This is a genomic window from Azospirillum melinis (assembly GCF_013340935.1).
In the GTDB taxonomy this organism is placed as follows: Bacteria; Pseudomonadota; Alphaproteobacteria; order Azospirillales; family Azospirillaceae; genus Azospirillum; species Azospirillum melinis.
Genome location: NZ_WHOS01000003.1, coordinates 199,800 through 224,927 on the forward strand (window position 1 = coordinate 199,800; position 25,128 = coordinate 224,927).

General features: G+C 67.2%; 27 protein-coding genes. 18 read left to right on the forward strand and 9 right to left on the reverse strand.

Annotation, left to right across the window (positions count from 1 at the left end; translation table 11 throughout):
* The first annotated feature begins 48 nt into the window (after window positions 1–48).
* From GBZ48_RS04210 to moaE, 8 genes are all read left to right on the forward strand, one after another.
* Window positions 49–819, forward strand: a complete 771-nt coding sequence (locus GBZ48_RS04210; protein ID WP_174469867.1) for an SDR family oxidoreductase — start codon at window positions 49–51, stop codon at window positions 817–819.
* A gap of 415 nt (window positions 820–1,234) precedes the next feature.
* A complete protein-coding gene (gene uvrC, locus GBZ48_RS04215) occupies window positions 1,235–3,253 on the forward strand; it encodes an excinuclease ABC subunit UvrC (protein WP_425485969.1) in 2,019 nt (672 codons plus the stop codon).
* Between the two features lie 78 nt (window positions 3,254–3,331).
* Entirely contained in the window at window positions 3,332–3,934 is a 603-nt protein-coding gene (pgsA, locus tag GBZ48_RS04220; protein ID WP_109049932.1) for a CDP-diacylglycerol--glycerol-3-phosphate 3-phosphatidyltransferase, read from the forward strand.
* Between the two features lie 11 nt (window positions 3,935–3,945).
* Entirely contained in the window at window positions 3,946–4,446 is a 501-nt protein-coding gene (gene mobB / locus GBZ48_RS04225; RefSeq protein ID WP_174469868.1) for a molybdopterin-guanine dinucleotide biosynthesis protein B, read from the forward strand.
* 30 nt (window positions 4,447–4,476) lie between these two features.
* Window positions 4,477–5,148 (forward strand): HAD hydrolase-like protein, encoded by a 672-nt coding sequence (locus GBZ48_RS04230; RefSeq protein ID WP_174469869.1) that lies wholly within the window; start codon window positions 4,477–4,479, stop codon window positions 5,146–5,148.
* 70 nt (window positions 5,149–5,218) lie between these two features.
* The gene (locus GBZ48_RS04235; RefSeq protein ID WP_174469870.1) at window positions 5,219–6,484 is read left to right on the forward strand and encodes a molybdopterin molybdotransferase MoeA; all 1,266 of its coding nucleotides are present in this window, start codon (window positions 5,219–5,221) and stop codon (window positions 6,482–6,484) included.
* 10 nt (window positions 6,485–6,494) lie between these two features.
* Window positions 6,495–6,746 carry a molybdopterin converting factor subunit 1 gene (gene moaD / locus GBZ48_RS04240; protein ID WP_174469871.1) on the forward strand — a complete coding sequence of 84 codons (252 nt, stop codon included), beginning with the start codon at window positions 6,495–6,497 and terminating at the stop codon, window positions 6,744–6,746.
* A gap of 4 nt (window positions 6,747–6,750) precedes the next feature.
* Window positions 6,751–7,203 carry a molybdopterin synthase catalytic subunit MoaE gene (gene moaE, locus GBZ48_RS04245; RefSeq protein ID WP_174469872.1) on the forward strand — a complete coding sequence of 151 codons (453 nt, stop codon included), beginning with the start codon at window positions 6,751–6,753 and terminating at the stop codon, window positions 7,201–7,203.
* 223 nt (window positions 7,204–7,426) lie between these two features.
* Here moaE and GBZ48_RS04250 read toward each other — a convergent pair whose 3' ends face one another.
* Window positions 7,427–8,017, reverse strand: coding sequence for a YqgE/AlgH family protein (locus GBZ48_RS04250; RefSeq protein ID WP_098739902.1), 591 nt, complete (start codon window positions 8,015–8,017; stop codon window positions 7,427–7,429).
* Window positions 8,018–8,211: 194 nt separating this feature from the next.
* Here GBZ48_RS04250 and GBZ48_RS04255 point away from each other — a divergent pair, with 194 nt between their 5' ends.
* The 3 genes from GBZ48_RS04255 (at window position 8,212) to GBZ48_RS04265 (ending at window position 11,397) form a co-directional block, all read left to right on the forward strand.
* Window positions 8,212–10,299, forward strand: coding sequence for a protein-disulfide reductase DsbD family protein (locus GBZ48_RS04255; protein WP_174469873.1), 2,088 nt, complete (start codon window positions 8,212–8,214; stop codon window positions 10,297–10,299).
* Window positions 10,300–10,388: 89 nt separating this feature from the next.
* Entirely contained in the window at window positions 10,389–10,742 is a 354-nt protein-coding gene (locus tag GBZ48_RS04260) for a zinc ribbon domain-containing protein YjdM (RefSeq protein WP_174469973.1), read from the forward strand.
* A 172-nt stretch (window positions 10,743–10,914) separates the two neighbouring features.
* Window positions 10,915–11,397 (forward strand): peroxiredoxin, encoded by a 483-nt coding sequence (locus GBZ48_RS04265; RefSeq protein WP_174469874.1) that lies wholly within the window; start codon window positions 10,915–10,917, stop codon window positions 11,395–11,397.
* Window positions 11,398–11,444: 47 nt separating this feature from the next.
* Here the strand turns inward: GBZ48_RS04265 and rnhA are convergent, their stop codons facing one another.
* From rnhA to cysQ, 4 genes are read right to left on the reverse strand one after another with little or no spacing between them, the layout of a single operon-like run.
* Window positions 11,445–11,921 (reverse strand): ribonuclease HI, encoded by a 477-nt coding sequence (gene rnhA, locus GBZ48_RS04270; protein ID WP_174469875.1) that lies wholly within the window; start codon window positions 11,919–11,921, stop codon window positions 11,445–11,447.
* A 4-nt stretch (window positions 11,922–11,925) separates the two neighbouring features.
* A complete protein-coding gene (locus tag GBZ48_RS04275) occupies window positions 11,926–12,909 on the reverse strand; it encodes a homoserine kinase (protein WP_174469876.1) in 984 nt (327 codons plus the stop codon).
* 13 nt (window positions 12,910–12,922) lie between these two features.
* A complete protein-coding gene (locus GBZ48_RS04280; RefSeq protein ID WP_174469877.1) occupies window positions 12,923–13,756 on the reverse strand; it encodes a ferritin-like domain-containing protein in 834 nt (277 codons plus the stop codon).
* Entirely contained in the window at window positions 13,753–14,529 is a 777-nt protein-coding gene (gene cysQ / locus GBZ48_RS04285) for a 3'(2'),5'-bisphosphate nucleotidase CysQ (protein ID WP_174469878.1), read from the reverse strand. The genes GBZ48_RS04280 and cysQ overlap by 4 nt, the downstream gene beginning before the upstream one ends.
* A 159-nt stretch (window positions 14,530–14,688) precedes the next feature.
* Between cysQ and GBZ48_RS04290 the strand changes: the two genes are divergently transcribed.
* Window positions 14,689–15,180, forward strand: a complete 492-nt coding sequence (locus tag GBZ48_RS04290) for a GNAT family N-acetyltransferase (protein ID WP_246306965.1) — start codon at window positions 14,689–14,691, stop codon at window positions 15,178–15,180.
* A 3-nt stretch (window positions 15,181–15,183) separates the two neighbouring features.
* On the opposite strand, the gene GBZ48_RS04295 is transcribed toward GBZ48_RS04290, so the two are convergent.
* Both GBZ48_RS04295 and GBZ48_RS04300 read right to left on the reverse strand, forming a co-directional pair.
* Window positions 15,184–15,882: an EAL domain-containing protein gene (locus GBZ48_RS04295; RefSeq protein WP_209798135.1), complete on the reverse strand. Its 699-nt coding sequence runs from the start codon at window positions 15,880–15,882 to the stop codon at window positions 15,184–15,186.
* A gap of 204 nt (window positions 15,883–16,086) precedes the next feature.
* Window positions 16,087–18,423: a xanthine dehydrogenase family protein molybdopterin-binding subunit gene (locus GBZ48_RS04300; protein WP_174469881.1), complete on the reverse strand. Its 2,337-nt coding sequence runs from the start codon at window positions 18,421–18,423 to the stop codon at window positions 16,087–16,089.
* Window positions 18,424–18,624: 201 nt separating this feature from the next.
* Between GBZ48_RS04300 and GBZ48_RS04305 the strand changes: the two genes are divergently transcribed.
* The 3 genes from GBZ48_RS04305 (at window position 18,625) to GBZ48_RS04315 (ending at window position 20,966) form a co-directional block, all read left to right on the forward strand.
* Complete coding sequence (locus GBZ48_RS04305; RefSeq protein WP_209798136.1) at window positions 18,625–19,359, forward strand: SOS response-associated peptidase; 735 nt, start codon at window positions 18,625–18,627, stop codon at window positions 19,357–19,359.
* Window positions 19,360–19,405: 46 nt separating this feature from the next.
* Complete coding sequence (locus GBZ48_RS04310; RefSeq protein ID WP_246306966.1) at window positions 19,406–19,915, forward strand: thermonuclease family protein; 510 nt, start codon at window positions 19,406–19,408, stop codon at window positions 19,913–19,915.
* A gap of 247 nt (window positions 19,916–20,162) precedes the next feature.
* Window positions 20,163–20,966, forward strand: a complete 804-nt coding sequence (locus GBZ48_RS04315; protein ID WP_174469884.1) for a response regulator — start codon at window positions 20,163–20,165, stop codon at window positions 20,964–20,966.
* Between the two features lie 95 nt (window positions 20,967–21,061).
* Here the strand turns inward: GBZ48_RS04315 and GBZ48_RS04320 are convergent, their stop codons facing one another.
* Together GBZ48_RS04320 and rpe are read right to left on the reverse strand one after the other, a co-directional pair.
* Window positions 21,062–21,319, reverse strand: coding sequence for a GlsB/YeaQ/YmgE family stress response membrane protein (locus tag GBZ48_RS04320; protein WP_085089454.1), 258 nt, complete (start codon window positions 21,317–21,319; stop codon window positions 21,062–21,064).
* Window positions 21,320–21,540: 221 nt separating this feature from the next.
* Window positions 21,541–22,194: a ribulose-phosphate 3-epimerase gene (gene rpe / locus GBZ48_RS04325; RefSeq protein ID WP_174469885.1), complete on the reverse strand. Its 654-nt coding sequence runs from the start codon at window positions 22,192–22,194 to the stop codon at window positions 21,541–21,543.
* Between the two features lie 279 nt (window positions 22,195–22,473).
* On the opposite strand from rpe, the gene modA reads away from it, so the two are divergent.
* Genes modA through modC form a run of 3 tightly spaced genes read left to right on the forward strand, consistent with a single transcriptional unit; the run spans window position 22,474 to window position 25,065 of the window.
* The gene (modA, locus tag GBZ48_RS04330; RefSeq protein ID WP_246306967.1) at window positions 22,474–23,235 is read left to right on the forward strand and encodes a molybdate ABC transporter substrate-binding protein; all 762 of its coding nucleotides are present in this window, start codon (window positions 22,474–22,476) and stop codon (window positions 23,233–23,235) included.
* Window positions 23,236–23,245: 10 nt separating this feature from the next.
* Window positions 23,246–23,941: a molybdate ABC transporter permease subunit gene (gene modB / locus GBZ48_RS04335; protein WP_174469887.1), complete on the forward strand. Its 696-nt coding sequence runs from the start codon at window positions 23,246–23,248 to the stop codon at window positions 23,939–23,941.
* 2 nt (window positions 23,942–23,943) lie between these two features.
* Window positions 23,944–25,065, forward strand: coding sequence for a molybdenum ABC transporter ATP-binding protein (gene modC, locus GBZ48_RS04340; RefSeq protein ID WP_174469888.1), 1,122 nt, complete (start codon window positions 23,944–23,946; stop codon window positions 25,063–25,065).
* Window positions 25,066–25,128: the final 63 nt, after the last annotated feature.

A 25,128-nucleotide genomic window follows, 5' to 3' on the forward strand; every position in this document is an offset into this window, starting at 1 on the left:
GCCGTCTCACCCCTTGACCAGCGAGGGTGGCAAGGTACCTATGGCGCCATGGTCGAGATCAAGAGGAAAGCGGCCCTCGTCACCGGGGCCGGTAAGCGCATCGGGCGGGCCATCGCGCTCGATCTGGCGGGGCGGGGGTGGGACGTCGCCGTCCATTACCGAAGCTCCCGCGCGGAGGCCGATGCCGTCGTCGCGGAGATCGAGCGGGCGGGCGGACGCGCCATGGCCTTCGCCGCCGATCTGGACCGCGAGGCGGAGGTGAAGACGCTGGTGCCGTCGGTGACGGAGCAGCTCGGTCCGCTGACCCTGCTGGTCAACAACGCGTCCCGCTTCGAACGCGACGAGGTCGCCGACGTGACCCGCGAATCGTGGGACGCGCATATGGAGGCGAACCTGCGGGCTCCCTTCGTGCTGTCGCAGGACTTCGCGTCGCGGTTGCCGGACGGGGAGAGTGGGCTGATCGTCAACATCATCGACCAGCGCGTCTGGAACCCCACGCCGCACTTCGTCTCCTATACCCTGTCGAAAATGGGGCTGTGGGCGCTGACCCGGACGATGGCATTGGCGCTGGCCCCACGGATCCGTGTCAACGGCATCGGTCCCGGCCCGACCCTGCGCAACGACCGCCAGACGGTGGAGGAATTCGCCGAACAGTGGGACTCGACCCCGCTTCGGCGCGGCACCACGCCGGAGGAGGTTTGCGCCGCCATCCGCTTCCTGATCGCCGCCCCGGCAATGACCGGACAGATGATCGCGCTGGACGGTGGGGAGCATCTGGGATGGGCGCAGCCGGCGCATGGCTTCGTGCCCACCGAATGACGGCGTGTTACAGCGCGTAAACATGGGAAGACGCGCCCGTCCGGAGCCGGAGGGTGGGCGGGATCGAGGCGGGCGAAGGCGGGGGCGAGGAAAAGGACCGCGCGTTTTACACAGGTGCCCCACCCCGCGCAAGAGGCGCCTGCGCCGCAGCGACAATTTTGTGTCAGCACGCCAATTCCCGCTCTTGACTTGACCCTGCCCTAGTGAAATCAACGACTTAGAAAAAATGCTAAAAAAATAGGCAGAGGCATGCGATCCCTTGCGGCGCCTAGCTCCGGGCGGGCTACTCCCTCCGTTATCGACAAACTTATCCACAGGTTTCGTGGATATTCTTTCGGAGGGGTGAGTCGATCCACATGCGACCTGCATGTGCCCAACAGTTGACCCACGGCGGCCGCTCAACGACATTCTGGTCATGTCCGAAACGCATTCCTCAGACCCCCTGGATTCCCCCTCGGCCGACGATGCCGCAGGTGGTTTCGCTGAAGATCGCTTGGCCGAAGACGGTTTGAGCGATTTGGCCACCCCGACCGACGCGGTGCCGGCGGGGGAAGGTGCCGCCGCGCGCCCGAAGCGCCGTCCGGCCGACATCAACCGGGGTGTCGAGATCATTCGCGAGCATCTGAAGACCCTGCCGCAGACGCCGGGCGTTTATCGCATGCTGGCGGGCGACGGGGCGGTCCTGTATGTCGGCAAGGCGCGCAACCTGAAGCGCCGGGTGACCAACTACACCCAGGTGGGAAAGCTGCCGGTCAGGCTCCAGCGCATGGTCGCGGAGACCGAGACGATGGAGTTCGTCAACACCCACACCGAGGTGGAGGCGCTGCTTCTCGAATCGAACCTGATCAAGAAGCTGATGCCCCGCTACAACGTGCTGTTGCGGGACGACAAGACGTTTCCGCACATCATGATCACCAAGGACCACGACTATCCGCAGCTGACCAAGCACCGCGGCGCCCGTGGGCGCGATGCCGACTATTTCGGCCCCTTCGCGTCGGCCGGGGCGGTGAACCGCACCATCACGGCTCTGCAACGCGCCTTCCTGCTGCGCAACTGCGCCGACACGGTGTTCGCCGCACGCACCAGGCCCTGCCTGCAATTCCAGATCAAGCGCTGCACGGCGCCCTGCGTCGGCCGGGTCAGCCCGGCGGAGTATCAGGCGCAGGTCAATCATGCGCGCGCCTTCCTGTCGGGCAAGAGCCGCGACATCCAGACGGAGTTCGCGGACCGGATGATGGCCGCGTCCGACGCGATGGATTTCGAGACGGCGGCGCGATACCGCGACCGTATCCGCGCCCTGACGGCGATCCAGGCCCACCAGGACATCAATGTCGAGGGGGTGGTGGAGGATGCCGACGTCATCGCCGCCTATGCCGAGGGTGGGGTGACCTGCATCCAGGTCTTCTTCTTCCGCGGCGGGCGCAACTATGGCAATCGCGCCTACTTCCCCAGCCACGACAAGGCGGCGGAGACCGACGAGGTTCTCGCCGCCTTCATCGCCCAGTTCTACGAGAACAAAGCGGCGCCGCCGCTGGTTCTGGTCAGCCACGCCCTGCCGGAGCTGGAGCTGCTGAGCGAGGCGCTGGCAGTCCGTGCCGGGCACAAGGTGGAGTTGGCGGAGCCCAAGCGCGGCGAGAAGCGCCGGATCGTCGAGCATGCGCTGACCAATGCGCGCGAGGCGCATGGGCGCCGGCTGGCAGAAAGCTCCAGCCAGGCGCGGCTGCTCGAAGGTGTGGCCGCCGCCTTCGGGATGGATTCGGCGCCGGAGCGGGTGGAGGTCTACGACAACTCCCACATCCAGGGCGCACACGCCATCGGCGGGATGATCGTCGCAGGTCCGGACGGCTTCATCAAGAACGCCTACCGCAAGTTCAACATCCGCACGGAGGGTGCGGCCGGCGACGACTTCGCCATGATACGCGAGGTGCTGACCCGCCGATTCGGCCGGGCGGTGAAGGAGGATCCGGAACGCAGCCTGGGAAGCTGGCCCGATCTGGTGCTGATCGACGGCGGCCTGGGACAGCTGAACGTCGCGCTGGAGGTGTTCGCGGAACTGGGCATCGACGACGTGACGCTGGTCGGCATCGCCAAGGGGCCGGACCGCGATGCGGGGCGCGAGCATTTCTTCATGGAGAACCGCCCGCCCTTCCAGATGGAGCCGCGCGATCCGGTGCTGTATTTCCTGCAACGGCTGCGCGACGAGGCCCACCGCTTCGCCATCGGTACCCACCGGGCCAAGCGGACAAAGGCCATCGGCAAATCGCCCATCGACGAGATCGCCGGCATCGGTCCCGCCCGCAAGAAGGCCCTGCTGCACCATTTCGGCAGCGGCGCCGCCGTGGCGCGCGCCGGGCTCGCCGATCTGGAGGCGGTGGAAGGGATCAATCGGACCGTTGCGAAAAAGATATACGATCACTTCCATCCCGATGGTTAGAATGCAGGCACACGAATTCAGCCGGCTCTCTCACGGGCGCCGTGCGGCGACATCCTCCAGCGGTTCGAGTTCTCCGTCATGCTGACCAGCCTGCCCAACCTGCTGACCCTGTCGCGCATCGCGGTGATCCCGGTGGTGGTCGGGCTGTTCTATGTGCCGGAGGCGTGGGCCGCCTATACCGCCTGCTCGCTCTATGCGGCCGCCTGCATCACCGACTGGTTCGACGGCTATCTGGCGCGCGCCTGGGCGCAGGAAAGCGTGATCGGCAAGTTCCTGGACCCCATCGCCGACAAGCTGCTGGTGGCGGCGACGCTGATCATGCTGGCGGGCTTCCACCGGCTGACCGGCCTGTCGATCCTGCCGGCGGTTGTGATCCTGCTGCGCGAGGTTCTGGTGTCGGGCCTGCGCGAGTATCTGGCCGGTCTGCATGTCGGTGTGCCGGTGACCTGGCTGGCGAAATGGAAGACGACGATCCAGATGATCGCGCTGGGCTTCCTGATCGTCGGCGATTATGGTCCGGCCGAACTGCCGGTGACCTTCATCGGTACGGTCGGCCTGTGGATCGCGGCGGCGCTGACCTTCTACACCGGGTGGGATTACATGCGCGCCGGCTTGACCCACATGATGGCGGAGCAGCCGGCAAAGCCCGGTGCCGCCCGTTCGGCCCGTAGCGCCGGTTGAAAGTTTCCGACATGAAGATTTTCGGGCTGACCGGCTGGAGCGGCAGCGGCAAGACCTCGCTGATGGTGCGCCTGATTCCGGCGCTGACGGCGCGTGGTTTGCGGGTTTCGACGGTCAAGCATGCGCACAAGGGCTTCGACATCGACCATCCCGGCAAGGACAGCCACAACCACCGTATGGCCGGCGCCACGGAGGTTCTGGTCAGTTCCCCGCGCCGCTGGGCGCTGATGCACGAACTGCGCGACGCCGAACCGGAACTGACGCTGGACCAACTGATCGGTAAGATCGCTCCGGTCGATCTGCTGCTGATCGAGGGCTTCAAGCGCGACCGGCACGAGAAGATCGAGGTCTGGCGGGCCGATGTGGACAAGGCGCTGATCGCGCCGGACGATCCCACCATCGTCGCGGTGGCAAGCGACAGTGTGGTGCCGGGATGCCCGGTTCCGGTGCTGGACCTCAACGACGCGGATGCGGTCGCGGCCTTCATCGTTGCGCGCTGCGGGTTGGGGTGAGGCTGGGCCTTCACTTGGTCGGACGGTAGTATGGATGGCGCTTCCTCTTCCACCCAATGGGCGCCCGACCGCGGTGGTCATCGGCTCGCCATCTTCGATTTCGACGGGACACTGGCCGACTCCTTTCCCTGGTTCGTCGGCGTTCTGAACGGCGTTGCCGACCGCTACGGCTTCAACCGTGTACAGGCCGACGAGGTCGAACTGCTTCGCGGCTATGACGCACGGAAGATCATGCGGCACCTGCGGGTGCCCGGCTGGAAGCTTCCCTTCATCGCCAACCACATGCGCCGGCTGATGGCGAGCGACATCGACGGCATCCGGCTGTTCGACGGCGTGCCCGACATGCTGCGGGCGCTGACCGAGCGGGGGGTGACGGTCGCCATCGTCAGTTCCAACTCCGCCGAGAATATCCGCCGCATCCTGGGGCCGGAGGCGACGGGTCAGATCGCTCATTACGGATGCGGTGCCTCGCTGTTCGGCAAGGCGGCGAAGTTCCGCAGGATGCTGCGCGTCACCGGCATTCCGGCGTCCCATGCCATCGGGATCGGGGATGAGGTGCGCGACATCGAGGCGGCTCGGAAGGTGGGCATGGCCTGTGCCGCGGTCGCCTGGGGCTATACACGCGGCGATGCGCTGGCGGCGTGGCATCCGGATCGGCTGCTGACCCGGGTGGAGGAGATTCCGGGCCTGTTCGGCGGCTGAATGCCACGTCCCGGAAAGCGCGCCTTTTCCCTCTTCGCACCTGACGCCGCAACGGACTAGAGTGGCTGCCATGGTGCAACTCGATAATGACTGCTTCGCCTTCGGCGGACCGATGATGGCGCTGGAGCCGGCGCTGGCGCTGCTGGCCGGACGGGTCGGGCCGGTGACGGCGACCGAAGCCGTGCCGCTGTCCAGTGCGCTGGGGCGGGTTCTGGCCGCCGATCTGGTGGCGCCCTTCAATGTGCCGCCGCACGACAACGCCGCTGTGGACGGCTATGCCGTGTTCTTCGACGACCTTGACCCCGACGCCCCCACCACTTTGCCGGTGACGGCGCGGGTGGCGGCCGGGCAGTGGGTCGGCCGGCCGGCGGCGCGGGGGGAGGCGGTGCGGATTTTTACCGGCGCGCCAATGCCCGCGGGCATGGACACCGTCTTCATGCAGGAGGATTGCCGCAGCGCCGGGACCGGAAGCGATGCGACTGTCACCCTGCCGCCCGGCATTCGCCGTGGCGTGAACCGCCGGCTGGCGGGAGAGGATGTGCGCGAGGGCTCGGTCGTGCTTTCGGCCGGGCGCCGCTTGCGGCCGGAGGACATCGCGCTCGCCGCCTCGCTCGGCCATGCGATGCTGGACGTGCGCTGCCGCCTGCGGGTGGCGGTGTTCTCCACCGGCGACGAGCTGCGGCAGCCGGGGCAGGCACTGGAGCCCGGCGCCGTCTATGACGCCAACCGCTTTGCCCTGATCGCGCTGCTGACCCGGCTGGGCTGCTCCGTCACCGACCTCGGCATTCTGCCCGACCGGTTCGAGGCCATCCGCGACGCTTTGGCCGAGGCCGCGGCCGGTCATGATGCGCTCATCACCTCCGGCGGCATGTCCACCGGCGAGGAGGACCACGTCAAGCCGGCAGTCGAGGCGAACGGGCGGCTCGATTTCTGGCGGCTGGCGATCAAGCCGGGACGGCCGGTGGCGCTGGGACGGGTGCGCGATGCCGTGTTCGTCGGCTTGCCCGGCAATCCGGTTGCCGTGGTGGTGACCTTCCTGCGCATCGCCCGGCCGATCCTGCTGACGCTGATGGGGGCGTCCGGCGAAACACCGAGGCCGATCCCGGTGCGCGCAGGCTTCGCCCACAAGAAGAAGCCGGGCCGGCGCGAGTTCCTGCGCGGGTCTCTGGCGTTGGGCTCGGATGGCGCGCTGGAGGCGACCAAATTCCCGCGCGACGGGGCCGGCGTGCTGTCGTCGCTGGTGGAGTCCGAGGGTTTGATCGAACTGCCCGAGGATCTTGCGCGGGTCGAGCCCGGCATGACCGTCGATTTCCTGCCTTTCAAAGAATTCCTGTAGAGGTCACGTGATGAAGATTCTCTATTTCGCCTGGCTGCGCAGCAAGATCGGCGTGCCGACCGAGACGGTGGAACTGCCGGCGGAGGTGACCACGGCTGGCGATCTCGTCGAATGGTTGAAGACCCGCAGCTCCCGCCATGCCGAAGCCCTGGCGAACAGCAAGGTGGTCAAGGTGGCGGTGAACCAGGAGCATGTGCCCTACGACCATCCGATCTCGCCGACCGACGAGGTGGCGCTGTTCCCGCCGGTGACGGGGGGCTGACGGCATGGCGATCCGCGTCCAGGCCGGGGATTTCGATGTCGGCGCCGAATATGCAGCCTTCACCGCCGGCCGCACCAGTGTCGGCGGGGTGGCGATGTTCGTCGGGCTGGTGCGCGACATCGCCGGCGGTGCCGCCGTCAGCGCCATGACGCTGGAGCATTACCCCGGCATGACCGAGAAGCAGCTGGAGGCAATCGAGGAGGAGGCGCGCCGCCGCTGGCCGCTGGACGACGTGCTGGTGATCCACCGCCATGGCCGGCTGGAGCCGGGCGACCGCATCGTGATGGTCGCCACCGCGTCGGCCCACCGGGACGCCGCCTTCGAGTCCTGCCGCTTCCTGATGGATTGGCTGAAGACCAGGGCCCCCTTCTGGAAGCTGGAAGCCACGCCGGAGGGTGAGCGCTGGGTCGAGGCCAAGGAGAGCGACGACGCTGCGGCGGCGCGGTGGGTGGAGTAGAACCAGATCGCCGTCTTGCGCGGGAGGCTGTGGCGTTGCCAGCAACATTTACACGGATGCCACGGATTAAAACACGGATTTCACGGATATCGCTTTGCTCATCATCGCCTCGCCGAAAAGCGGGGGGCGGCCGAAATCAAAAAACAGTGTAATCCGTGTATAAATCCGTGACATCCGTGTCGATCTTGTTCGCCGTATTATGATCGTCTCAAGTATCGACTCCTCATGCGTGCCCGGCTTCACCCGACAGCATGGAGACGCTGACACCCAGCTTGCCGATGGCGCGTTCCCACTTGGCGTCCAGGTCGGTATCGAACAGCAGCTTCTCGTCGCAGGGCACGTTCAGCCAGCCATTGGCCTGGAATTCGGCATCGAGCTGACCCGGACCCCAGCCGGCATAGCCGAGCAGCAGCAGGTTGCGGCGCGGGCCGCGGTCTTCGGAGATGGCGCGCAGGATGTCGATGGTGGCGGTCAGGGCCACATCATCGTTCACCACCAGGGTGCCATCGCGGACATAATCGGTCGAATGCAGGACGAAGCCGCGGCCCGACTCGACGGGGCCGCCATAATGCACCGGCAGGTTGTTGACCGGCTGCGAGATGTCCATGTCGAGCTGTTCCAGCAGATCCTCGAACGTGATCGACCCGAACAGCCGGTTGACCACCAGCCCCATTGCGCCGTCTTCATTGTGGGCGCACACATAGATGACCGTACGCTGGAAACGCGGGTCCTCCATTCCGGGCATGGCGATCAGCAGCTGGCCGGTCAGCGATTCCGTGGTCTTGGAGTCCGGAGACTTGGTCAGGCGCGGCATGGGCGATTATCCTTGTCGTCGGTCCGGTGCGGGAAACCGCGTCCGTCCCTACGTGCGGTTGTGGTTGGCGCTCTGGCGACGCTTTCACCGGAGTGTGACAGCACCGGCCGAGCTTTGTCACCATTATATGGGCTATCATATAGGGCGTCAGGGACGCGGATGCGCCCCTTCCAGGGAAGAGAACAGTGCGCGCGATGAAAAGACATGCCCTCGCCCTCCTGCTGAGTCTCGCCGCGCTGGCCGGTGGCGGCGCCCCCGTTTTTGCGCAGGATGCGGTCGGGGCCTGGACCAAGGCGGGACCGGTGGAGGCGCGGCTGGTGTCGGCGGTGCGCGGCACCGGCGATCTGGCGGCGCTGCCCTTGGGCTTGGAACTGCGGCTGGAGTCGGGGTGGAAAACCTATTGGCGCTCCCCGGGCGATGCCGGATTCGCGCCGCGCCTGGACTGGAGCCGCTCCGCCAACCTGGGGGAGGCGACGCTGTCCTATCCGGCGCCGCATCGCTTCTCGGTTCTGGGGTTCGAAACGGCGGGCTATGACACGGCGGTTCTTTTCCCGATCCAGGGCAAGCCGGCGACACCCGGCAAGCCGGTCGATCTGGCGCTGACCGCTGAACTGCTGGTCTGCTCGGAAATCTGCGTGCCGCAGACGCTGGAACTTGCGCTTGCCCTTCCGGCCGGGCCGGCCGAGCCCAGCGACGCCGCCAACGACGTGGCGCGAGCGCAGGCGCTGGTGCCGAAGGGGCCGAATGGTCTGCTGCGCGTCGACTCCGTGCAGGGCAAGGGATCCGCTCTCGAAGTCGAGGCGACCGCCGCTGATGGCTTCGTTTCCCCCGATCTGTTCGTGGAGACGGACCCGCCGCTGACCTTCTCCGCCCCGAAGACGGTGTTTTCCGACAATGACCGCCATGTCCGCCTGACCCTGACGGTGACCGATCCGCAGCAGGGCCTCGATCTGGCTGGGCGTGCGATGACGCTGACCCTGGTCGATGGCGACAAAGCGGTCGAAGCACCGGCAACCGCGTCGGCCGGCGGCGCCGCGTCGGTGCCCGGCGGTGTCGGGCTGCTGGCGATGTTGGGGGTGGCCCTGCTGGGCGGCCTGATTCTGAACCTGATGCCCTGCGTGCTGCCGGTGCTGTCGCTGAAGCTGATGTCGGTGGTCAAGCATGGCGGGCAGGCGCCTGCCGCGGTGCGCGGCGGCTTCCTGGCGAGTGCCGCCGGTATCCTGACCTCGTTCCTGCTGATGGCCTCGGTGCTGGTCGGCGTCAAGGCAGCGGGCGGGGCGGTCGGCTGGGGCATCCAGTTCCAGCAGCCGTTGTTCCTCGTCTTTATGGTCGTGCTGGTCACGCTGTTCTCGGCCAACCTGTGGGGCCTGTTCGAGGTACCGCTGCCGCGTGCCCTGGCCGACCGGCTGGGCGGCGACGGGCTGGCCGGGCCGTTCGCCACCGGCATGTTCGCGACCCTGCTGGCAACCCCCTGTTCCGCTCCCTTCCTGGGCACGGCAGTGGGATTCGCCCTGTCGAAAGGGCCGGTGGAGATCTACGCGATCTTCGCGACGCTGGGCGTCGGGTTGGCTCTGCCCTATCTGGCGGTCGCGGCATGGCCTCGGGTGGCGGGCTGGCTGCCGCGTCCGGGGCGCTGGATGGCGACTCTGAAGACGGTGCTGGGGTTCGCAATGATGCTGACGGCGCTCTGGCTGCTGTCGGTGCTGACCGCGCAGATCGGCGAGGTGGCCGCGGCCACGGTCGGGCTGATGATGGCGGGGCTGGTGCTGGCGCTGTGGGTCGGGCGGAGCGCGCGGGGTACCGCGCGGACCGCCGGGCCGGCATTGGCGGGCGTGCTGGCACTCGCTGCCTTCGCCATGCCGGCGGCGGTCGGTCCGTCGGCCGGTGCGGCACCGGTGCTTGCCGAATCCAAGGCGCGCTGGGTGCCCTTTGCCGAAGCGACGATCCGCGAGCATGTCGCCGCCGGACGCACGGTGTTCGTCGACGTGACCGCCGACTGGTGCATCACCTGCCAGGCGAACAAGAAGCTGGTGCTGAATCGCGGCGAGGTCGCCCAGCGGATGGACGATCCGACCGTCGTGGCGATGCGCGCCGATTGGACCCGCCCGGACGCGGCAATCGCGAAGTTCCTGTCAGACCATGGCCGCTACGGCATTCCCTTCAACATCGTCTATGGCCCCGGCGCACCGGACGGCCTTGCCTTGCCTGAATTGCTGAGCGAGGGCGCGGTGCTGGAGGCGTTGAGCAAGGCGGCGGGCAAGCCAGCAGGCAAAGGGGTCTGAGCAGGGTCCGGAAAAGGCCTATGGCTGTTGCGGCTATTCTGCGGTAACAGGGCGGCTCCGGGAGAGCCTCCCGCGCCATGAGGACGATGATGGACGATCAGATCAACTGCCCGCAATGCAGCTCCGAAAACGCCTACAATGACGGCAGCCTGTGGAACTGCCCGGACTGCGGGCATGAGTGGAACCCCGACACGGCCGCCGCGGCCGTCGATGCCGAAGCCGGGCAGGGCGTGCGCGATGCCAACGGCAACACGTTGGCAGACGGCGACAGCGTCACCGTCATCAAGGACCTGAAGGTCAAGGGATCGTCGCTTGTGGTCAAGGGCGGGACCAAGGTGAAGAACATCCGTCTGGTCGATGGCGCCGACGGGCACAACATCGCGTGCAAGATCGACGGCATCGGTGCGATGAATCTGAAGTCGGAGTTCGTGAAGAAGGCGTGACCCTGGCTGTCGGTCTTAACTGGATTGGGGAGCCAACCACGCCTTGCGGCCATTCGCCGCGGGGGATAGAAGGGATGCAGGGCCGGGCTCCGCAAACGGGAGTCCGGCCGGACCCGAAAACGGGCCGAACCCAAAATCGGGCCAAGCCGAAAAACCGGAAGGGTTAGAGACGATGAGCATCCAGGTTGGCGATACCATTCCGTCCGTCACGCTGAAGTGGCTGACCGACAACGGCATGCAGGAAGTCACCACGGACGAGCTGTTCAAGGGCAAGAAGGTCGTCCTGTTCTCCGTTCCCGGCGCCTTCACCCCGACCTGCTCCGCCAAGCACCTGCCGGGCTTCGTCCAGCAGGCCGACGCGCTGAAGGCCAAGAGCGTGGACAGCATCATCTGCCTCGCCGTCAACGATCCGTTCGTGATGCGCGCCTGGGGTGACAAGGGCGGCGTCGGCGACAAGGTCAAGATGCTGCCGGACGGCAACGCCACCTTCACCACCGCCCTTGGCCTGACCATGGACGGCTCGGCCCATGGCCTGGGCACCCGCGGCCAGCGCTTCGCCCTGGTGGCGGAGGACGGCAAGGTCACCCATGTCGCCGTCGAGGCCCCCGGCAAGTTCGAAGTGTCGTCGGCCGAAGCGCTGCTGGAAAAAATCTGATCGCTCAGCGCCCTCTCTCCGGGAGTTTCCGGGGAGAGGGCGCTTGGTCAGTTCCGTGCACGCACGTCGGCAACCCCTCGCCGCGCCAGTTCGTCGGCGCGCTCGTTTTCGGGGTGGCCGGCGTGGCCGCGGACCCAGTGGAACTCGATCTCGTGCTGCCGCTTCGCCTCTTCCAGGCGCTGCCACAGATCGACGTTCTTCACCGGTTTCCTGTCGGCGGTCATCCAGCCCTTGGCCTTCCAGCCATGGATCCACTTGGTGATGCCGTTCTTCACATATTCGCTGTCGGTGAAGAGGCGGACGGTCACGGGCTTCTTCAATGCCTCCAGCGCCATGATGGCCGCCATCAGTTCCATGCGGTTGTTGGTGGTCGCCGGCTCGCCGCCGTAAAGCTCCTTCTCCACCTCGCCATAGCGCAGGATGGCGCCCCAGCCGCCGGGGCCGGGATTGCCGCTGCAGGCTCCGTCGGTGAAGATGTCGACGGTCTTGCGGCCGGCGTCAGGCGAGGTGGTGCTGTCCGTCATGCCGTCAGGTCCTGCCCGCGTCCGAGTCGTCGAGGAAATAGTCGCCCAGACCGCGGACCGACTGGTGGAAGCGCAGCTTGCGCAGATATTCCAACGGATCCTTCGGCCGCACGAAGGCGCCCGGCGGGTGGTTCAGCCAGTCATAGAGGCGGGTCAGCAGGAAACGCACGGCACTGCCGCGGCAGAGCCAGGGCAGAGCGTCCAGCTCCTCGCGGGATAGCGGCCGGACCTTGCGGTAGTTGGACAGCAGCAGCCGGGCCTTGGTGGCGTTGAACGAGCCGTCGATCTCGAAGCACCAGGCGTTGATGCAGATCGCCACGTCGTAAACGAGGAAATCGTTGCAGGCGAAATAGAAATCGATCAGGCCGGACAGGCTGTCGCCGCGGAAGAAGACATTGTCCGGGAACAGATCGGCGTGGATGACGCCCGAAGGCAGGCCGACCGGCCAGTTGGCCTCCAATGCCGCCAGTTCCGCTTCCAGGGTCGCGCGCAGGCCGGGAGCCACCTCGTCGGCGCGGGTCGCCGACTTGGCGAACAGATCCTTCCAGCCGGGCAGGGCCAGCGCGTTCGGCCGCTCCATGCGGAAATCGCCGACCGCCAGATGCAGCCGTGCCAGCGCCTCGCCCAGCTGGGCGCAATGCTGCGGCGTGATCCGGCGCGGCCACATTCCGGCCAGGAAGGTGACGATCACCGCCGGGCGGCCGCACAGCTCGCGCAGAGCCACGCCGTCGCGCGCCGCCACCGGCAGCGGGCAGGCGATGCCCTTGTCCGCCAGATGCTCCATCAGGCCGAGGAAGAAGGGCAAATCCTCCTTCCGCGTGCGCTTTTCATAGAGCGTCAGGATGTAGGGTCCGCTCTCGGTCACCAGCAGGAAGTTGGAATTCTCCACCCCCTCCGCGATGCCCTTGCACGACAGCACCGCGCCCAGATCGTACTGGGCGGCGAAGGTGCTGAGATCCTCGTCGGTGACTTCGGTGTATACGGCCATGATGTGCAGCGCCTTACCGGGTTTCCGGCTTGCGGTCAATTTCGGGAGTGATCGGCTCGTAATATTCCGGGCCGAAGCCGGCCAATTGGCGGCTGGCGGTGTTGAAGGGCCGCTTCAGCCCGCCACGGAAATGGCGGCCGACCAGCTCCTGCCACAAGGCGACCGGCTCTGCCACGCGGTCGGCGCAGAGATGGACGAACCATCGGCGGCCCGCAGCGACGTGGCCGATCTCCTCGTCATGGATGGTCTGGAGCAGATCGGCGCTTTCCGTGTCGCCGAAATCGCGCAGGCGGCGCACGGTCTCCGGCGTCACGTCGAGTCCCCGCGCCTCCAGCACCATCGGCACCACCGCCAGTCGGGCGGCGAGGTCGTGGGCGGTCTCGGTCGCCGCCTGCCACAGCCCGTCATGGGCCGGCAGGTCGCCGTAGGAGGACCCCAGGGCGTTCAGCCGGGTTTCCAGCATCTGGAAATGCCGCGCCTCGTCGTCGGCCACCTGGACCCAGTCGTCGGTAAAGCCCTTCGGCAGGCCGAGAGGCGCGAATCGGACGACGATGTCCCAGGCGAGATCGATGGCGTTCAGTTCGATGTGCGCCAGCGCATGCAGCAGAGCGATGCGGTTCTGGGCACTGCCGCCGCGCCCGCGCTTGGGCATGTCGCGAGGCAGCTTCAACTCCGGCCGGTCGGGACGGGCAGGGCGGTCGGGCGGTGGTGCCGGCACGTCGGGCGACAGCAGGTTGTCGCGCCATGCGGCGGCATGAAGGCGGGTCAGGCGGACTTTCTCCAGCGGCGCCGCGGTGGTGAGCACCGCGGTCGCCGCTTCACCCAGGCACGATACGGACACCGTCATTTCCAGCCGTAGGCGACGAAGTTCGGATTCAGGATGTCGTCCTTGCCATAGACCAGCGGCGAGCCATCCGGCTGTTCCACCCGGCCGCCGGCGCCGATCAGCACGGCGTGGCCAGCGGCGGTGTCCCATTCGCTGGTCGGTCCGAAGCGCGGGTAGAGGTCGGCCTTGCCACTCGCCACCGTGCAGAACTTCAGCGAGCTGCCGCAGGACACCCGGTCCTTCACCGCATATTTGCCGAGGAACTCGTCCAGCACCGACCCGCTGCCGTGGGACCGGCTGGCGACGACGGTCAGCCCGTCGGCCGGCGGGTTGCGGACGGAGATCGCGTGGTCGTGGCGGCCTTCCGCGCAATGGACGGCGGTGCCGGGGCCGGCCGCGGCATACAGGTCGCCGGTGGCAGGAGCATAGACGACGCCCAGCACCGGGGCGCCATTCTCGATCAGGGCGATGTTCACGGTGAACTCGCCGTTGCGGGAGATGAACTCCCTGGTGCCGTCGAGCGGATCGACCAGCCAGAACCTGCCGCCGGAAATGTCCGGCTTGTGGCCGGCGGCCATCGCCTCTTCCGCGACAACCGGGACTCCGGGCAGCAGGTGGTGCAGCGCCGGAACGATCACCGCCTCCGCCGCATGGTCGGCCTGCGTGACAGGGCTGCCGTCGACCTTGGTGGCGACGTCGATGCCGTCGTTGTAGAAGCGCAGGATGACCTGACCGGCCTCGTGAGCGATGGTGCGGACCGTCGGCAGCAGGCGCGCCACAGCGGCATCGGGCATGGGGTGAACTCCCTATGGTATGAAGAGTCAGCATACCGTGCCCGATGGCGGGCCGGAAGCTCTTGAACGGGTGTGGAACGGAGAAGGCGGATGACGGCCGCATTGCAGTCTGACGGTGATCGGGGAGAGTGCCGCGGCGCATCGGCCCTATGGCGTGCTATGACCGCGGCCGACCTGGATCGGATTCTCGCCATTGCGGACATCGTGCATCCGGCCTATCCGGAGGAGCGCAGCGTGTTCGAGGAACGGCTGGCGCTCTACCCCGCCGGCTGCCGTGTGGCCGAGCGCGACGGAGAGGCCATCGGCTACGGCGTCATGCATCCCGGCAGGCTCGGTGTGCCACCGCCGCTCGACACGCCGCTCGGCAGCCTGCCGGCGGATGCGGATTGCCTGTACCTTCACGACATCGCGCTGCTGCCGGAGTCGCGCGGCACCGGGCTGGGGTCGGCGGTGCTGAACTATGCCCACGGGCTGGCGAAGCGGGAGGGCTGGCGATGGCTGGCGCTGACCTCCACGCCGGGCGCACGGAGCTATTGGGAGCGGGTCGGCTTCACGCCTTATGCGGAAGGCGGGCCGGCGCTGGAGGTCAAGCTGGCCAGCTATGGCGGGGGGATGAGCTACATGACGGCGCCGGTTCAGGCCCGGGAATGAGGCTCAGGCGGCCAGCATCGCCATTTCCGGATCGGTCACCACGGCCTGGAAGGCCGGCTTGGCGAAAAGGTAGCCCTGCATCAGGGTGACGCCCAGATCGCGCAGGGTCTTGGCCTCATCCGCGGTCTCGATGCCCTCGGCGATGGGCGTGATGGCGAGATCCTCGCACACCGCCAGGATGGCCTTGACGATGCTGCGCCGCGCCCGCTCGCTGTCGATATTGCGGGTCAGTTCCATGTCCAGCTTTATGATGTCGGGCTGGAACTCGGCCAGCAGGTTCAGCCCGGAATAGCCGGAGCCGAAATCGTCGATGGCGGTCAGGAAACCCTGCCGCTTGTATTCGTTGAAGATGCTCTTCAGATGGTCGTGGTCCACCACCCGCTCGTTCTCCGTCACCTCGAAGATGATGCGGTCGGTGGGGAAGCCGGTGCGGCGGGCGGCGGCCAGCGTGGCGCGGATGCAGGCTTCCGCCTTGTAGACGGCGTTCGGCAGGAAATTGATCGACAGGCGCGCTCCGTTCATCGGCAGGCTTGATGCCAGCTCGATGGCCTTGATGCGGCAGGACTGGTCGAAGGCATAGCGGGTGGAATCGGTCACCTGTCCCAGAACCCAGCCCGCACCCTGGCCCTGAAGACCGCGCACCAGCGCCTCATGGGCCCAGACATCTCCGTTGGCGACATCGACAATGGGCTGGAAAGCCATCGTAAAGTCCAGATCGAGACGGTCAGCACATTGACCGCCACACCCACCATCGCCAAACGCCATCGCCTTACCCCTGTCAGTCAATAGATTGCCACCTTTAGGTAAGGAACAATGCCATGGATTTCATCCGACAGAGGTGTGGCAAGTACCGCACCTTCCGACTAGGACTTTCCCTTACCATTCCGGTAAGGCTCGTTAAACAGCCTATTCCGCGGCCATCCGGGTTTCGGCATGACGGATTGCCGCCCACACCGTTTCCGGCGTCGCCGGCATGTCGATGTGGGTGATGCCGAGGTCGGACAGCGCATCCACCACCGCGTTGATGATGGCCGGCGGTGCACCGATGGCCCCGGCCTCGCCGGCGCCCTTCATGCCCAGCATGTTGGTGGTGCTGGGCACGCTGTTGAGCTTCACCTCGATCGGCGGCATGTCGACCGCGCGCGGCATCTGATAGTCCATGAAGGAACCCGACAGCAGCTGGCCGCTGTCGGGATCGAACACCACACGCTCCTGCAACGCCTGACCCAGCCCCTGGGCGACGCCGCCATGGATCTGGCCGATCACCAGCATCGGGTTGATGACCGTGCCGAAATCGTCGACGACGCTGTAGCGCAGAACCTCGATGATGCCAGTGGCGGGATCGATCTCCACCTCGGCAATGTGGCAGCCGTTGGGAAAGGTGCTGGCCGGCGGGGTCCAGCGCGCCATCTCGGAGAAGGCAATGCCGCTAGTGCCGCCGTCCGCCGCCTTCGCGGCCACGTCCTTCAGAGACACCGAGCGGTCGGTGCCGACGATGGTGAAGCGGCCTTCGGCGAACTCCACATCGACCTCCGCGGTTTCCAGCAGGTCGGCGGCGACTGTAGTCGCGGCCTTGACCACCTTGGCTGCCCCCTCCGCCAGCGCCGAGCCGCCGACCGGGACCGAGCGGGAGCCGCCGGTGCCGGATCCCCAGCTGACGCGGTCGGTGTCGCCCTGCACCACCTCCACATCCTCCGGCGGGACGCCGAGCCGGTCGGCGAGGATCTGCTTGTAGGCGGTCTCGTGGCCCTGACCGTTGGTCTGGGTGCCGATCATCAGCACCACCTTGCCGTCGCCGTTGACCTGGACGGTCGCCTGCTCAGGCCCGCCGCCCGAACAGGCCTCGATGTAGGTGGCCAGGCCGGCGCCGCGCAGCTTGCCGCGGGCCTTCGCCTCCGCCTTGCGGGCGGGCAGGCCGGCCATGTCGGCAAGGATCAGCCCGTCCTCCAGATTCTGGATGAACGCGCCGGTGTCGTAGACCTGCCCCATCGGCGTGGCATAGGGCATGGCGCTGGCCGGAATGAAGTTGCGCCGCCGGATCTCCGCCGGACCGAGGCCGGTAACGCGGCCGGCATGGTCGATCAGCCGCTCCAGCAGATAGGCCGCCTCCGGCCGCCCGGCGCCGCGATAGGCGTCCACCGGCTGGGTGTTGGTGAAGACGCCCTTCACCCGGACATAGACGGCAGGCGTCTTGTAGGAGCCGACGAGCATCGCCGAACCGGCATCGGTCGGAATGAAGGGGCCGTAGTTGGACAGGTAGGCGCCGAGGTTGGCGACGGTATCGACCCGCAGGCCGAGGAAATGCCCGTCGGCATCGACCGCGAGGCGCGCCTTGCTGACATGATCGCGGCCATGGTCGTCGCTGATGAAGCCCTCGATCCGGTCGGCCGCCCATTTCACCGCGCGGTTCAAACGGCGGGCGGCGAACAGGCAGGCGACATATTCGGGGTAGTTGAAGAGCTTCATGCCGAACCCGCCGCCGACATCGGTGGTCAGCACGCGGATGCGCTGTTCCGGTTCGTTCAGAATCTTGGCGAACTGCTTCTGCAGGCCATGCACGCCCTGGCTGGTGACGTAGATCAGCAGCCGGCCGGGCGCGCCGTCCGCCCCGGATTCGACGCCGGCGACACAGGCGCGACCCTCCATCGGATTGGCGACGACGCGGTTGTTGACCAGTTCCAGCTCGATCACGCGGTGAGCACCGGCCAGCGCCGCCTCCACTGCCGCCTCGTCGCCGGTGTCCCAGTCGAAGCAGAGGTTGTTCGGCGCCTCGTCCCACACCAGCGGGCGGCCGGGCTCCAGCGCCTCCAGCGTGCCGGTGACGGGCTGACGGTCCTCGTAATCGACGATCACCAGTTCGGCGGCCTCGCGCGCGGCCTCCAGCGTTTCCGCCACCACCATGGCGACCGGATCGCCGACATGACGGGCGAAGCCGCGGGCCAGCGCCGGTCGCGGCGTCTGGACATAATCCGACCCGTCACGCTGCTTCAGCGCCGCCTGGCAGGGGATCATGCCGATCTTCTCGGCGTCCAGATCGGCGACGGTGTAGACCGCCAGCACGCCCGGCTGCGCCAGCGCTTCCGACGCATCGACCGCGCCGATGGCGGCGAAGGCATGGGGCGAGCGGACGAAGGCCGCATAGGCCTGTCCGGGAAGAGACACGTCGTCGGTATAGCGGCCGCCGCCGGTCAGCAGCCGGGCGTCTTCGGTGCGCGGAACCGCCTGTCCGATGCCGAACTTCATGGGTGAACTCCCGCCTTCCGGTTCGATGCGATTGGTGTGCCCCGCGAAGATAGGCCGGCTTGACCGCCAGGGAAACCCCGGCCGCCGGTATGGGTGACGGTTGTCCGCCGCAAGGATTGTCGGTGGAGCGCACCGATGCCAGGGGAATGCGGCTGGCGCACGGGGGCTTCCGGGGCCATATTCCAGGGCATGTGTGGACGAATGCTTCTCACCACCCCGATCAACGAGATCGAGCGTGTGTTCGGCGTGCGGGAGCGGCCGAACCTGATGCCGCGGTGGAATATCGCCCCGACCCAGGACATTCCCGTCATTCGGCGGGAGGAGGACGGCCGCCATCTGGCGATGGTCCGCTGGGGGCTGGTGCCGCCCTGGGCCGACGATGCCGCCATCGGCGGCCGCATGATCAATGCGCGCGGCGAATCGGTGGCCGACAAGCCGGCCTTCCGCGATGCCTTCCGCAAGCGTCGTTGCCTGGTCCCACTGGACGGATTTTATGAATGGACCAGCGTGGGGGAGGGGGCGAAGCCGCGCAAGCAGGGCCACGTCATCCGCCGCCGCGACCGTGGCCTGTTCGCACTCGCCGGCCTGTGGGAGTGTTGGCGCGGACCGAAGGGCGCCGCTCCGCTCGATCCGCCGCTGGAGACCGCGACGGTGGTGACGACGGCCACCAATGCCACGCTGTCCTTCCTGCATGACCGCATGCCGGTGGTGCTCGACCCCGCCGATTGGGATGCTTGGCTGGACCCGGCCACCCCGCTGCCGGTTCTGGAGGGGCTGATCCGCTCCGCACCGGAGGAGTGGCTGGACGTCGTGCCGGTGGGGCCGAAGGTCAACAGCGTCCGCAACGACGATTGCTCCTGCCTCGACCCGCCGCAGGAGACCGTGCCGGCGAAAGCGAAGGACAAGCGGGGCGATGATCAGCCGAGCCTGTTCTGAGGCGATGCTTAGGGCGGCGGCGATGAGGGTTGCAGCGGTCGTTGCGATGCTTTCACTGGCCAGCTCCGCAGCGGCGCAGACCAACCAGTCGGCCAAGAGCCGCGGCCCCGTCGCCAACACGCCTGACCAGACGATCAAGGGCTCCGCCATGGCGGTGGAGGGCGATCTGCTGACCGTCAACGGGACGGCGGTGCGGCTGATGGGCATCGATGCGCCCGATCCGGGGCAGAAGTGCAAGAACCGCCACGGCCACGAGCTGGACTGCTTCAAGGTCGCCACCGCGGTGCTCGCCAACATGGTGAAGGGCGAGGAGGTGACCTGCACCGTTACCGAACAGGACCGCACCGGCGAGAAGAAGGGCGAATGCCGCGTGCGCGGCGTCGATCTGGGGGCTGCGATGGTGGCGCGCGGCTGGGCCTTTCAATATGCCAGCCTGTCGCCCGCTTATCAGAAGGGCGAAGCCTATGCCCAGAGCAAGCGGCTGGGGCTGTGGGCCGGGCAGGTGGAAAAGCCGTGGCAGTGGCGCAGCAGGCAGATTCGCCAGAATGCCAAGTGATCCGTGCGCCAAGTGACCTGTGCGCCAAGTGACCGGAAGCCAAGCGACCGATCGGCCTGACCTTGATCGTAAGTTGCTGACCGGGCGATGACCGCCCACACCCCCATTTCCCATTCGACCCCTCCGCCGGTCGTGGTAGGATCCGGGAAAGACGACGGACGATCATCAAGCAGGTTCTGTGGCCCGATTGGACAGGGCCGGCGCGATTCCAGAGCGGCAACTCCCACCGGGGAGCGGAGTCACGGGTATGCTCGTTTACGAATGCGAACTGTTCGAAGTGGTTCCGGTGCTGCGCCGCTATGCGCGTGCATTGACCGGTGCCACCGATCGTGGCGACGCCCTGGTGACACGCTGTGTCGAGGCTGCGGTGATGGCGCCCACCCGTTTCGGGCTGGACCGCGGCGGCGATGGCGCCCGCCTGTCGATGTACGCCCTGCTGAACCTGTTGTTCGACCGCTCTCCGGAGGAATTCGGGCCGCCCGGCCGCCCGTTGCCCTCTCCCCATCCCATCGAACGCGCCCTGGCCGAACTGCCGGAGGCCGACCGTCGCCTGTATCTGCTGACCGCTCTGGAGGGGCTGTCCCTGCCGCAGGCGGCGAAGGTCCTGCAATTGAGGACGGGGGAGGCGATCCTGCGGCTCAAGTCCGCGCGCGCGCGGGTCCGCAGCACCATGGTGCAGCGGGTCATGGTGGTCGAGGACAACGCCCTGCTGGCGATGGAATTGGGAGCGCTGGTCGCGGAAATGGGCCATGTCGTCTGTGGCACCGCCGGCAACGAGCCGGAGGCGCTGGCCCTGTTGGATGCCGAAAAGCCGACATTGGCCCTGCTGGACGTCCGGCTGGCCGATGGCGGCAGCGGGATCGAGATTGCCCGGCGGCTGAAACGCGTGCGCGACCTGCGCACCATCTTCGTCACCGCGTTCGACGACGACATTCTGGCCCGCGACGCCCGCCATCTGGGGCAGATCGTCCGCAAGCCCTTCACCAACGCCGGCATCCAGGCCGCCATCTCCCGTGCCATCTTCATGCCGCAGCCGGTGGCGCTGGCCTGATGCCCTCCACGCGATGAAAAAGGGACCGCCGGTCGTCCGGCGGTCCCTTTTTCATGTCCGGCCTACGGGCAGGCCGACGCTTCTCTGAACCGTCCTTACACCGTCGTGCGGCGGCCGGCGATCATGCGGTAGATGGCCAGGATGATGATCGCGCCGACGATGGCGCCAATGAAGCCCGCGCCTTCACCCGGCCGGTACCAACCGACGGCAGCACCCAGATAGGTGGCGACGAAGGCGCCGGCGATGCCCAGCAGGGTGGTGATGATGAAGCCGCCCGGATCGCGACCCGGCATCAGGAACTTGGCGACGATGCCGGCGAGAAAGCCGATGATGATCGTCCAGAGAATGCCCATGGTGATTTCCCTTCCGTTGCGGGACCGTCTTCCCATGCCCAATAACGGGCAAAGAGGGATTTGGTTCTCAGCGCCGGAGGATCTTTTGGACTGGTACTCTTTCGGTGGGGTGGAGCCTCCCGGCCATACGCCGTATCCTCCCTGCCGTCTCCCTGAACGAAAGCGGCCCCGCAGCGCTCCTCAATCGGGGGCGCTGCGGGGCTGCATTCCTTCGGGCCCGGTCAGCGCAGCGCGCTGATGTTGGCGGCGTACTGCTCCGGTCCGCCGGTGAAGGTGGCGGTGCCGGCGACCAGCACGTCGGCGCCGGCCTCGATGGCCAGACGCGCGGTTTCCGGGTTGATGCCGCCGTCCACCTCCAGGTCGATCTGCTTGCCGAGCGCGTCGATGCGGGCGCGCAGGTCGCGAATCTTCGGAAGCTGGCTCTTGATGAAGCTCTGGCCGCCGAAGCCGGGATTCACCGTCATCACCAGCACGAGGTCGATGTCCTCCAGCACATGCTGGATGGCGTCCACCGGCGTGGCCGGGTTCAGCGACACGCCGGCCTTCTTGCCCAGCGACTTGATCAGCTGGATGGTGCGGTGCAGGTGCGGACCGGCCTCCGGATGGACGGTGATGATGTCGGCGCCGGCCTTACCGAATTCCGGAACGAAGAGGTCGACCGGCGAGATCATCAGGTGGACGTCGAAGACCTTGGCGGTATGGGGGCGCAGCGCCTTCACCACGCCCGGCCCGATGGTCAGGTTCGGCACGAAATGGCCGTCCATCACGTCGATGTGGATGTAGTCGGCGCCGGCGGCATCGACCGCGCGGACCTCCTCGCCCAGCCGGGCGAAATCGGCGGAGAGAATCGAGGGGGAAATCTTGACGGCGCGCATGGGGCTTTCCTGGTGCGGGAGGTGGCTTGGACCGGGTCCGATCAGCCGAACTTCCTATCACGGCATAGCAAGGCAAGTCATGACATGATGTGAACGCCCGATATGCGCATCCAGGTTCGGCAGCTGAGAGTCGGAACCAGCGTCAGCCGGGCCGTTTGGGCTTTACCGCAATTGCGAAGCGTTGTATCCGTTTGAATATAGATGAAATGTCAAATCCGGCAGGAGGTGGCGATGGTTGGGTTGCATAGGTCTCTGGGGCGCGGCCGGTTCAGGTCGGCAATGTCGGCGGTCATTCTCGGTGTCGGGCTGACGCTCGCGGCACCGGCGGCGATGGCGCAGGATGTGCTGGTGCTGGCGGCGGCCTCCACCAAGAATGCGGTGGAAAAGCTGGCCTCGCAGTTCAAGGCGAAGACCGGGGCCACCGTGACCTCCTCCTTCGCCGCTTCGTCGGCCCTGGCCAAGCAGATCGAGAATGGCGCTCCGGCCGACATCTTCATCTCGGCCGATCTCGACTGGATGGACTATCTCCAGCAACGCAGCCTGATCAAGACCGACAGCCGGGTGAACCTGCTCGGCAACGAGCTGGTGATTGTGGTGCCGAAGGGATCGACGCTGAAGCCCGACCTGTCCAAGGGCGGCAAGCTGGCGGAGCAGCTGGGCGACGGGCGGCTCGCCACCGGCGACCCATCGAACGTTCCGGTCGGGAAGTACGCCAAGGCCGCGCTGGAGAAGCTGGACCAGTGGGCGGCGGTCGAACCGAAGCTGGCGCGGGCCGACAGTGTGCGCGCGGCCCTGGTTCTGGTCAGCCGCGGCGAGGTGCCGGTCGGCATTGTCTATCGCACCGATGCGGCCGTCGATCCGGGTGTGGAGGTCGCCGCGGCCTTCCCGCCCGACAGCTATCCGCCGATCACCTATCCGGCGGCGCTGGTTGCGTCCTCGAAGAATGCGGCTGCCGCGTCGTTCCTCGACTACATGAAGTCGCCGGACGGCATGGCGGTCTGGAAGGAATTCGGCTTCGTCCCGGCGCCCAAAGCACCGTAAGCTCAGCGGCATGGAAATCCTGACGCCGATGGAGACCACCGCGTTGCTGCTGAGCCTGCGTGTCGCGGGCGTCGCCATCGCGTTGGGATTGCCGCTCGCCGTGCTCGCCGCCTGGGTGCTCGGCCGCTATTCCTTTCCGGGCAAGACGCTGTTCGACGGGCTGGTCCATCTGCCGCTGGTCCTGCCGCCGGTGGTCACCGGCTATATCCTGCTGGTGACCATGGGGACAAAGGGGGGGGTCGGCGGCTGGCTGTACCAGACCTTCGGGATCAAGCTGATCTTCACCGCCGAAGGCGCCTCGCTGGCGGTGGCGGTGACCTCCTTCCCATTGATGGTGCGGGCGATACGCCTGTCGGTGGAGGCCATCGACGGCGGGCTGGAGGCGGCGGCGCGCACGCTGGGTGCCGGGCCGGTCGACCGATTCTTCACCATCCTGCTGCCGCTGATGGCGCCCGGACTGCTGTCCGGCGCCATTGTGGCCTTCGCAGCGGCGATGGGCGAGTTCGGAGCGGTGATCACCTTCGTGTCCAACATCCCCGGGAAGACGCAGACCCTGCCGCTGGCGATCTATGCCGCGACGCAGGAACCCGGCGGCGATGCGGTGGCGGCAAGGCTGGCGGCAATTTCCTTCACCGTGGCATTGCTGGCGCTGATGCTGTCTGAATTCCTGGCGAACCGGGTTCGCCGCCTGATCGGGCAGGTCTGATCATGCTGGACCTGCAAATCCGCCAGAGGCTGGGCGCCTTCACGCTCGACATCGCCTTCACCGCCGAGGAACGCGGCGTGACGGCGCTGTTCGGCCGTTCCGGGTCCGGCAAGACCTCCGTCATCAATGCGATTGCCGGGCTGACCCGGCCGGACGACGGGCATATCCGCGTCGGCGACACAATGTTCTTCGACAGCGCCCGGCGCATCGACGTGCCGGTGGAGAAGCGACGCATCGGCTATGTCTTCCAGGATTCGCGGCTGTTTCCGCACATGACCGTCCGCAGCAACCTTGAATACGGCCTGCGCCGCGTGCCGGCCGCGGAGCGGCGCATCGCCTTCGGCCCGGTGGTGGATTTGCTGGGGCTCGGCCATCTGCTGGACCGCCGGCCGCGCGGCCTGTCCGGCGGCGAGAGGCAGCGTGTCGCCTTCGGCCGCGCCCTGCTGGCTCAGCCACGCCTTCTGCTGATGGACGAGCCGATGGCCTCGCTCGACGCCGCCCGCAAGGCGGAGATCATGCCCTACATCGAGCGGCTGCGTGACGAGATGAACATCCCCATCGTCATGGTCAGCCACGCGCTGGACGAGGTGGTGCGGCTTGCCACCACCATGGTGCTGATCGGGGAGGGCAGGGTGCGTGCGTCCGGACCGGTCGGAACGGTGATGGGCAGGCTGGACCTGTCGGCGGTGACCGGCGCGCAGGATGCCGGCGCCGTGCTGGACCTGACGGTCGAGACCCATATTCCGGAAGACGGTCTGTCGGTGCTGGCCTTCGACGGCGGACGGCTGACCGTGCCGCAGATCGACCGCCCACCCGGCTCCGCCGTCCGGCTGCACATCCATGCCCGCGACGTGATCGTCGCGCTGAAGCCGCTGGCCGGGGTCAGCCTGCGCAACGCACTGGCCGCGACAGTGATCGAGCTGGCGGAGGCAGGCCCATCCTCCGCTGACGTGCGGCTGGCGCTGGGCGGTTCATTCCTGATCGCGCGCATCACCCGTGCGGCGGTGCGCGAGTTGGGGCTGGTGCCCGGCCGCGAGGTGGTGGCGCTGGTCAAGGGCGTCGCCTTCGAACCGGACAGCGGCGCCGCCGTATCCGAGCGGCACGGGCGGGTGGTGGACGTATAGGCGGACGGCCCCTCATCCGCGAAAGGAGAGGGGCCGCAAATCCGCTGTTTTTAAATCCGCTGT

Coding starts and splice junctions, on each gene's coding strand:
- GBZ48_RS04210 (WP_174469867.1), top strand. CDS start 49: ATGGTCGAGATCAAGAGGAAAGCGGCCCTCGTCACCGGGGCCGGTAAG.
- uvrC (WP_425485969.1), top strand. CDS start 1,235: ATGTCCGAAACGCATTCCTCAGACCCCCTGGATTCCCCCTCGGCCGAC.
- pgsA (WP_109049932.1), top strand. CDS start 3,332: ATGCTGACCAGCCTGCCCAACCTGCTGACCCTGTCGCGCATCGCGGTG.
- mobB (WP_174469868.1), top strand. CDS start 3,946: ATGAAGATTTTCGGGCTGACCGGCTGGAGCGGCAGCGGCAAGACCTCG.
- GBZ48_RS04230 (WP_174469869.1), top strand. CDS start 4,477: ATGGATGGCGCTTCCTCTTCCACCCAATGGGCGCCCGACCGCGGTGGT.
- GBZ48_RS04235 (WP_174469870.1), top strand. CDS start 5,219: ATGGTGCAACTCGATAATGACTGCTTCGCCTTCGGCGGACCGATGATG.
- moaD (WP_174469871.1), top strand. CDS start 6,495: ATGAAGATTCTCTATTTCGCCTGGCTGCGCAGCAAGATCGGCGTGCCG.
- moaE (WP_174469872.1), top strand. CDS start 6,751: ATGGCGATCCGCGTCCAGGCCGGGGATTTCGATGTCGGCGCCGAATAT.
- GBZ48_RS04250 (WP_098739902.1), bottom strand. CDS start 8,017: ATGCCGCGCCTGACCAAGTCTCCGGACTCCAAGACCACGGAATCGCTG.
- GBZ48_RS04255 (WP_174469873.1), top strand. CDS start 8,212: ATGAAAAGACATGCCCTCGCCCTCCTGCTGAGTCTCGCCGCGCTGGCC.
- GBZ48_RS04260 (WP_174469973.1), top strand. CDS start 10,389: ATGGACGATCAGATCAACTGCCCGCAATGCAGCTCCGAAAACGCCTAC.
- GBZ48_RS04265 (WP_174469874.1), top strand. CDS start 10,915: ATGAGCATCCAGGTTGGCGATACCATTCCGTCCGTCACGCTGAAGTGG.
- rnhA (WP_174469875.1), bottom strand. CDS start 11,921: ATGACGGACAGCACCACCTCGCCTGACGCCGGCCGCAAGACCGTCGAC.
- GBZ48_RS04275 (WP_174469876.1), bottom strand. CDS start 12,909: ATGGCCGTATACACCGAAGTCACCGACGAGGATCTCAGCACCTTCGCC.
- GBZ48_RS04280 (WP_174469877.1), bottom strand. CDS start 13,756: ATGACGGTGTCCGTATCGTGCCTGGGTGAAGCGGCGACCGCGGTGCTC.
- cysQ (WP_174469878.1), bottom strand. CDS start 14,529: ATGCCCGATGCCGCTGTGGCGCGCCTGCTGCCGACGGTCCGCACCATC.
- GBZ48_RS04290 (WP_246306965.1), top strand. CDS start 14,689: ATGACCGCGGCCGACCTGGATCGGATTCTCGCCATTGCGGACATCGTG.
- GBZ48_RS04295 (WP_209798135.1), bottom strand. CDS start 15,882: ATGGCTTTCCAGCCCATTGTCGATGTCGCCAACGGAGATGTCTGGGCC.
- GBZ48_RS04300 (WP_174469881.1), bottom strand. CDS start 18,423: ATGAAGTTCGGCATCGGACAGGCGGTTCCGCGCACCGAAGACGCCCGG.
- GBZ48_RS04305 (WP_209798136.1), top strand. CDS start 18,625: ATGCTTCTCACCACCCCGATCAACGAGATCGAGCGTGTGTTCGGCGTG.
- GBZ48_RS04310 (WP_246306966.1), top strand. CDS start 19,406: ATGCTTTCACTGGCCAGCTCCGCAGCGGCGCAGACCAACCAGTCGGCC.
- GBZ48_RS04315 (WP_174469884.1), top strand. CDS start 20,163: ATGCTCGTTTACGAATGCGAACTGTTCGAAGTGGTTCCGGTGCTGCGC.
- GBZ48_RS04320 (WP_085089454.1), bottom strand. CDS start 21,319: ATGGGCATTCTCTGGACGATCATCATCGGCTTTCTCGCCGGCATCGTC.
- rpe (WP_174469885.1), bottom strand. CDS start 22,194: ATGCGCGCCGTCAAGATTTCCCCCTCGATTCTCTCCGCCGATTTCGCC.
- modA (WP_246306967.1), top strand. CDS start 22,474: ATGTCGGCGGTCATTCTCGGTGTCGGGCTGACGCTCGCGGCACCGGCG.
- modB (WP_174469887.1), top strand. CDS start 23,246: ATGGAAATCCTGACGCCGATGGAGACCACCGCGTTGCTGCTGAGCCTG.
- modC (WP_174469888.1), top strand. CDS start 23,944: ATGCTGGACCTGCAAATCCGCCAGAGGCTGGGCGCCTTCACGCTCGAC.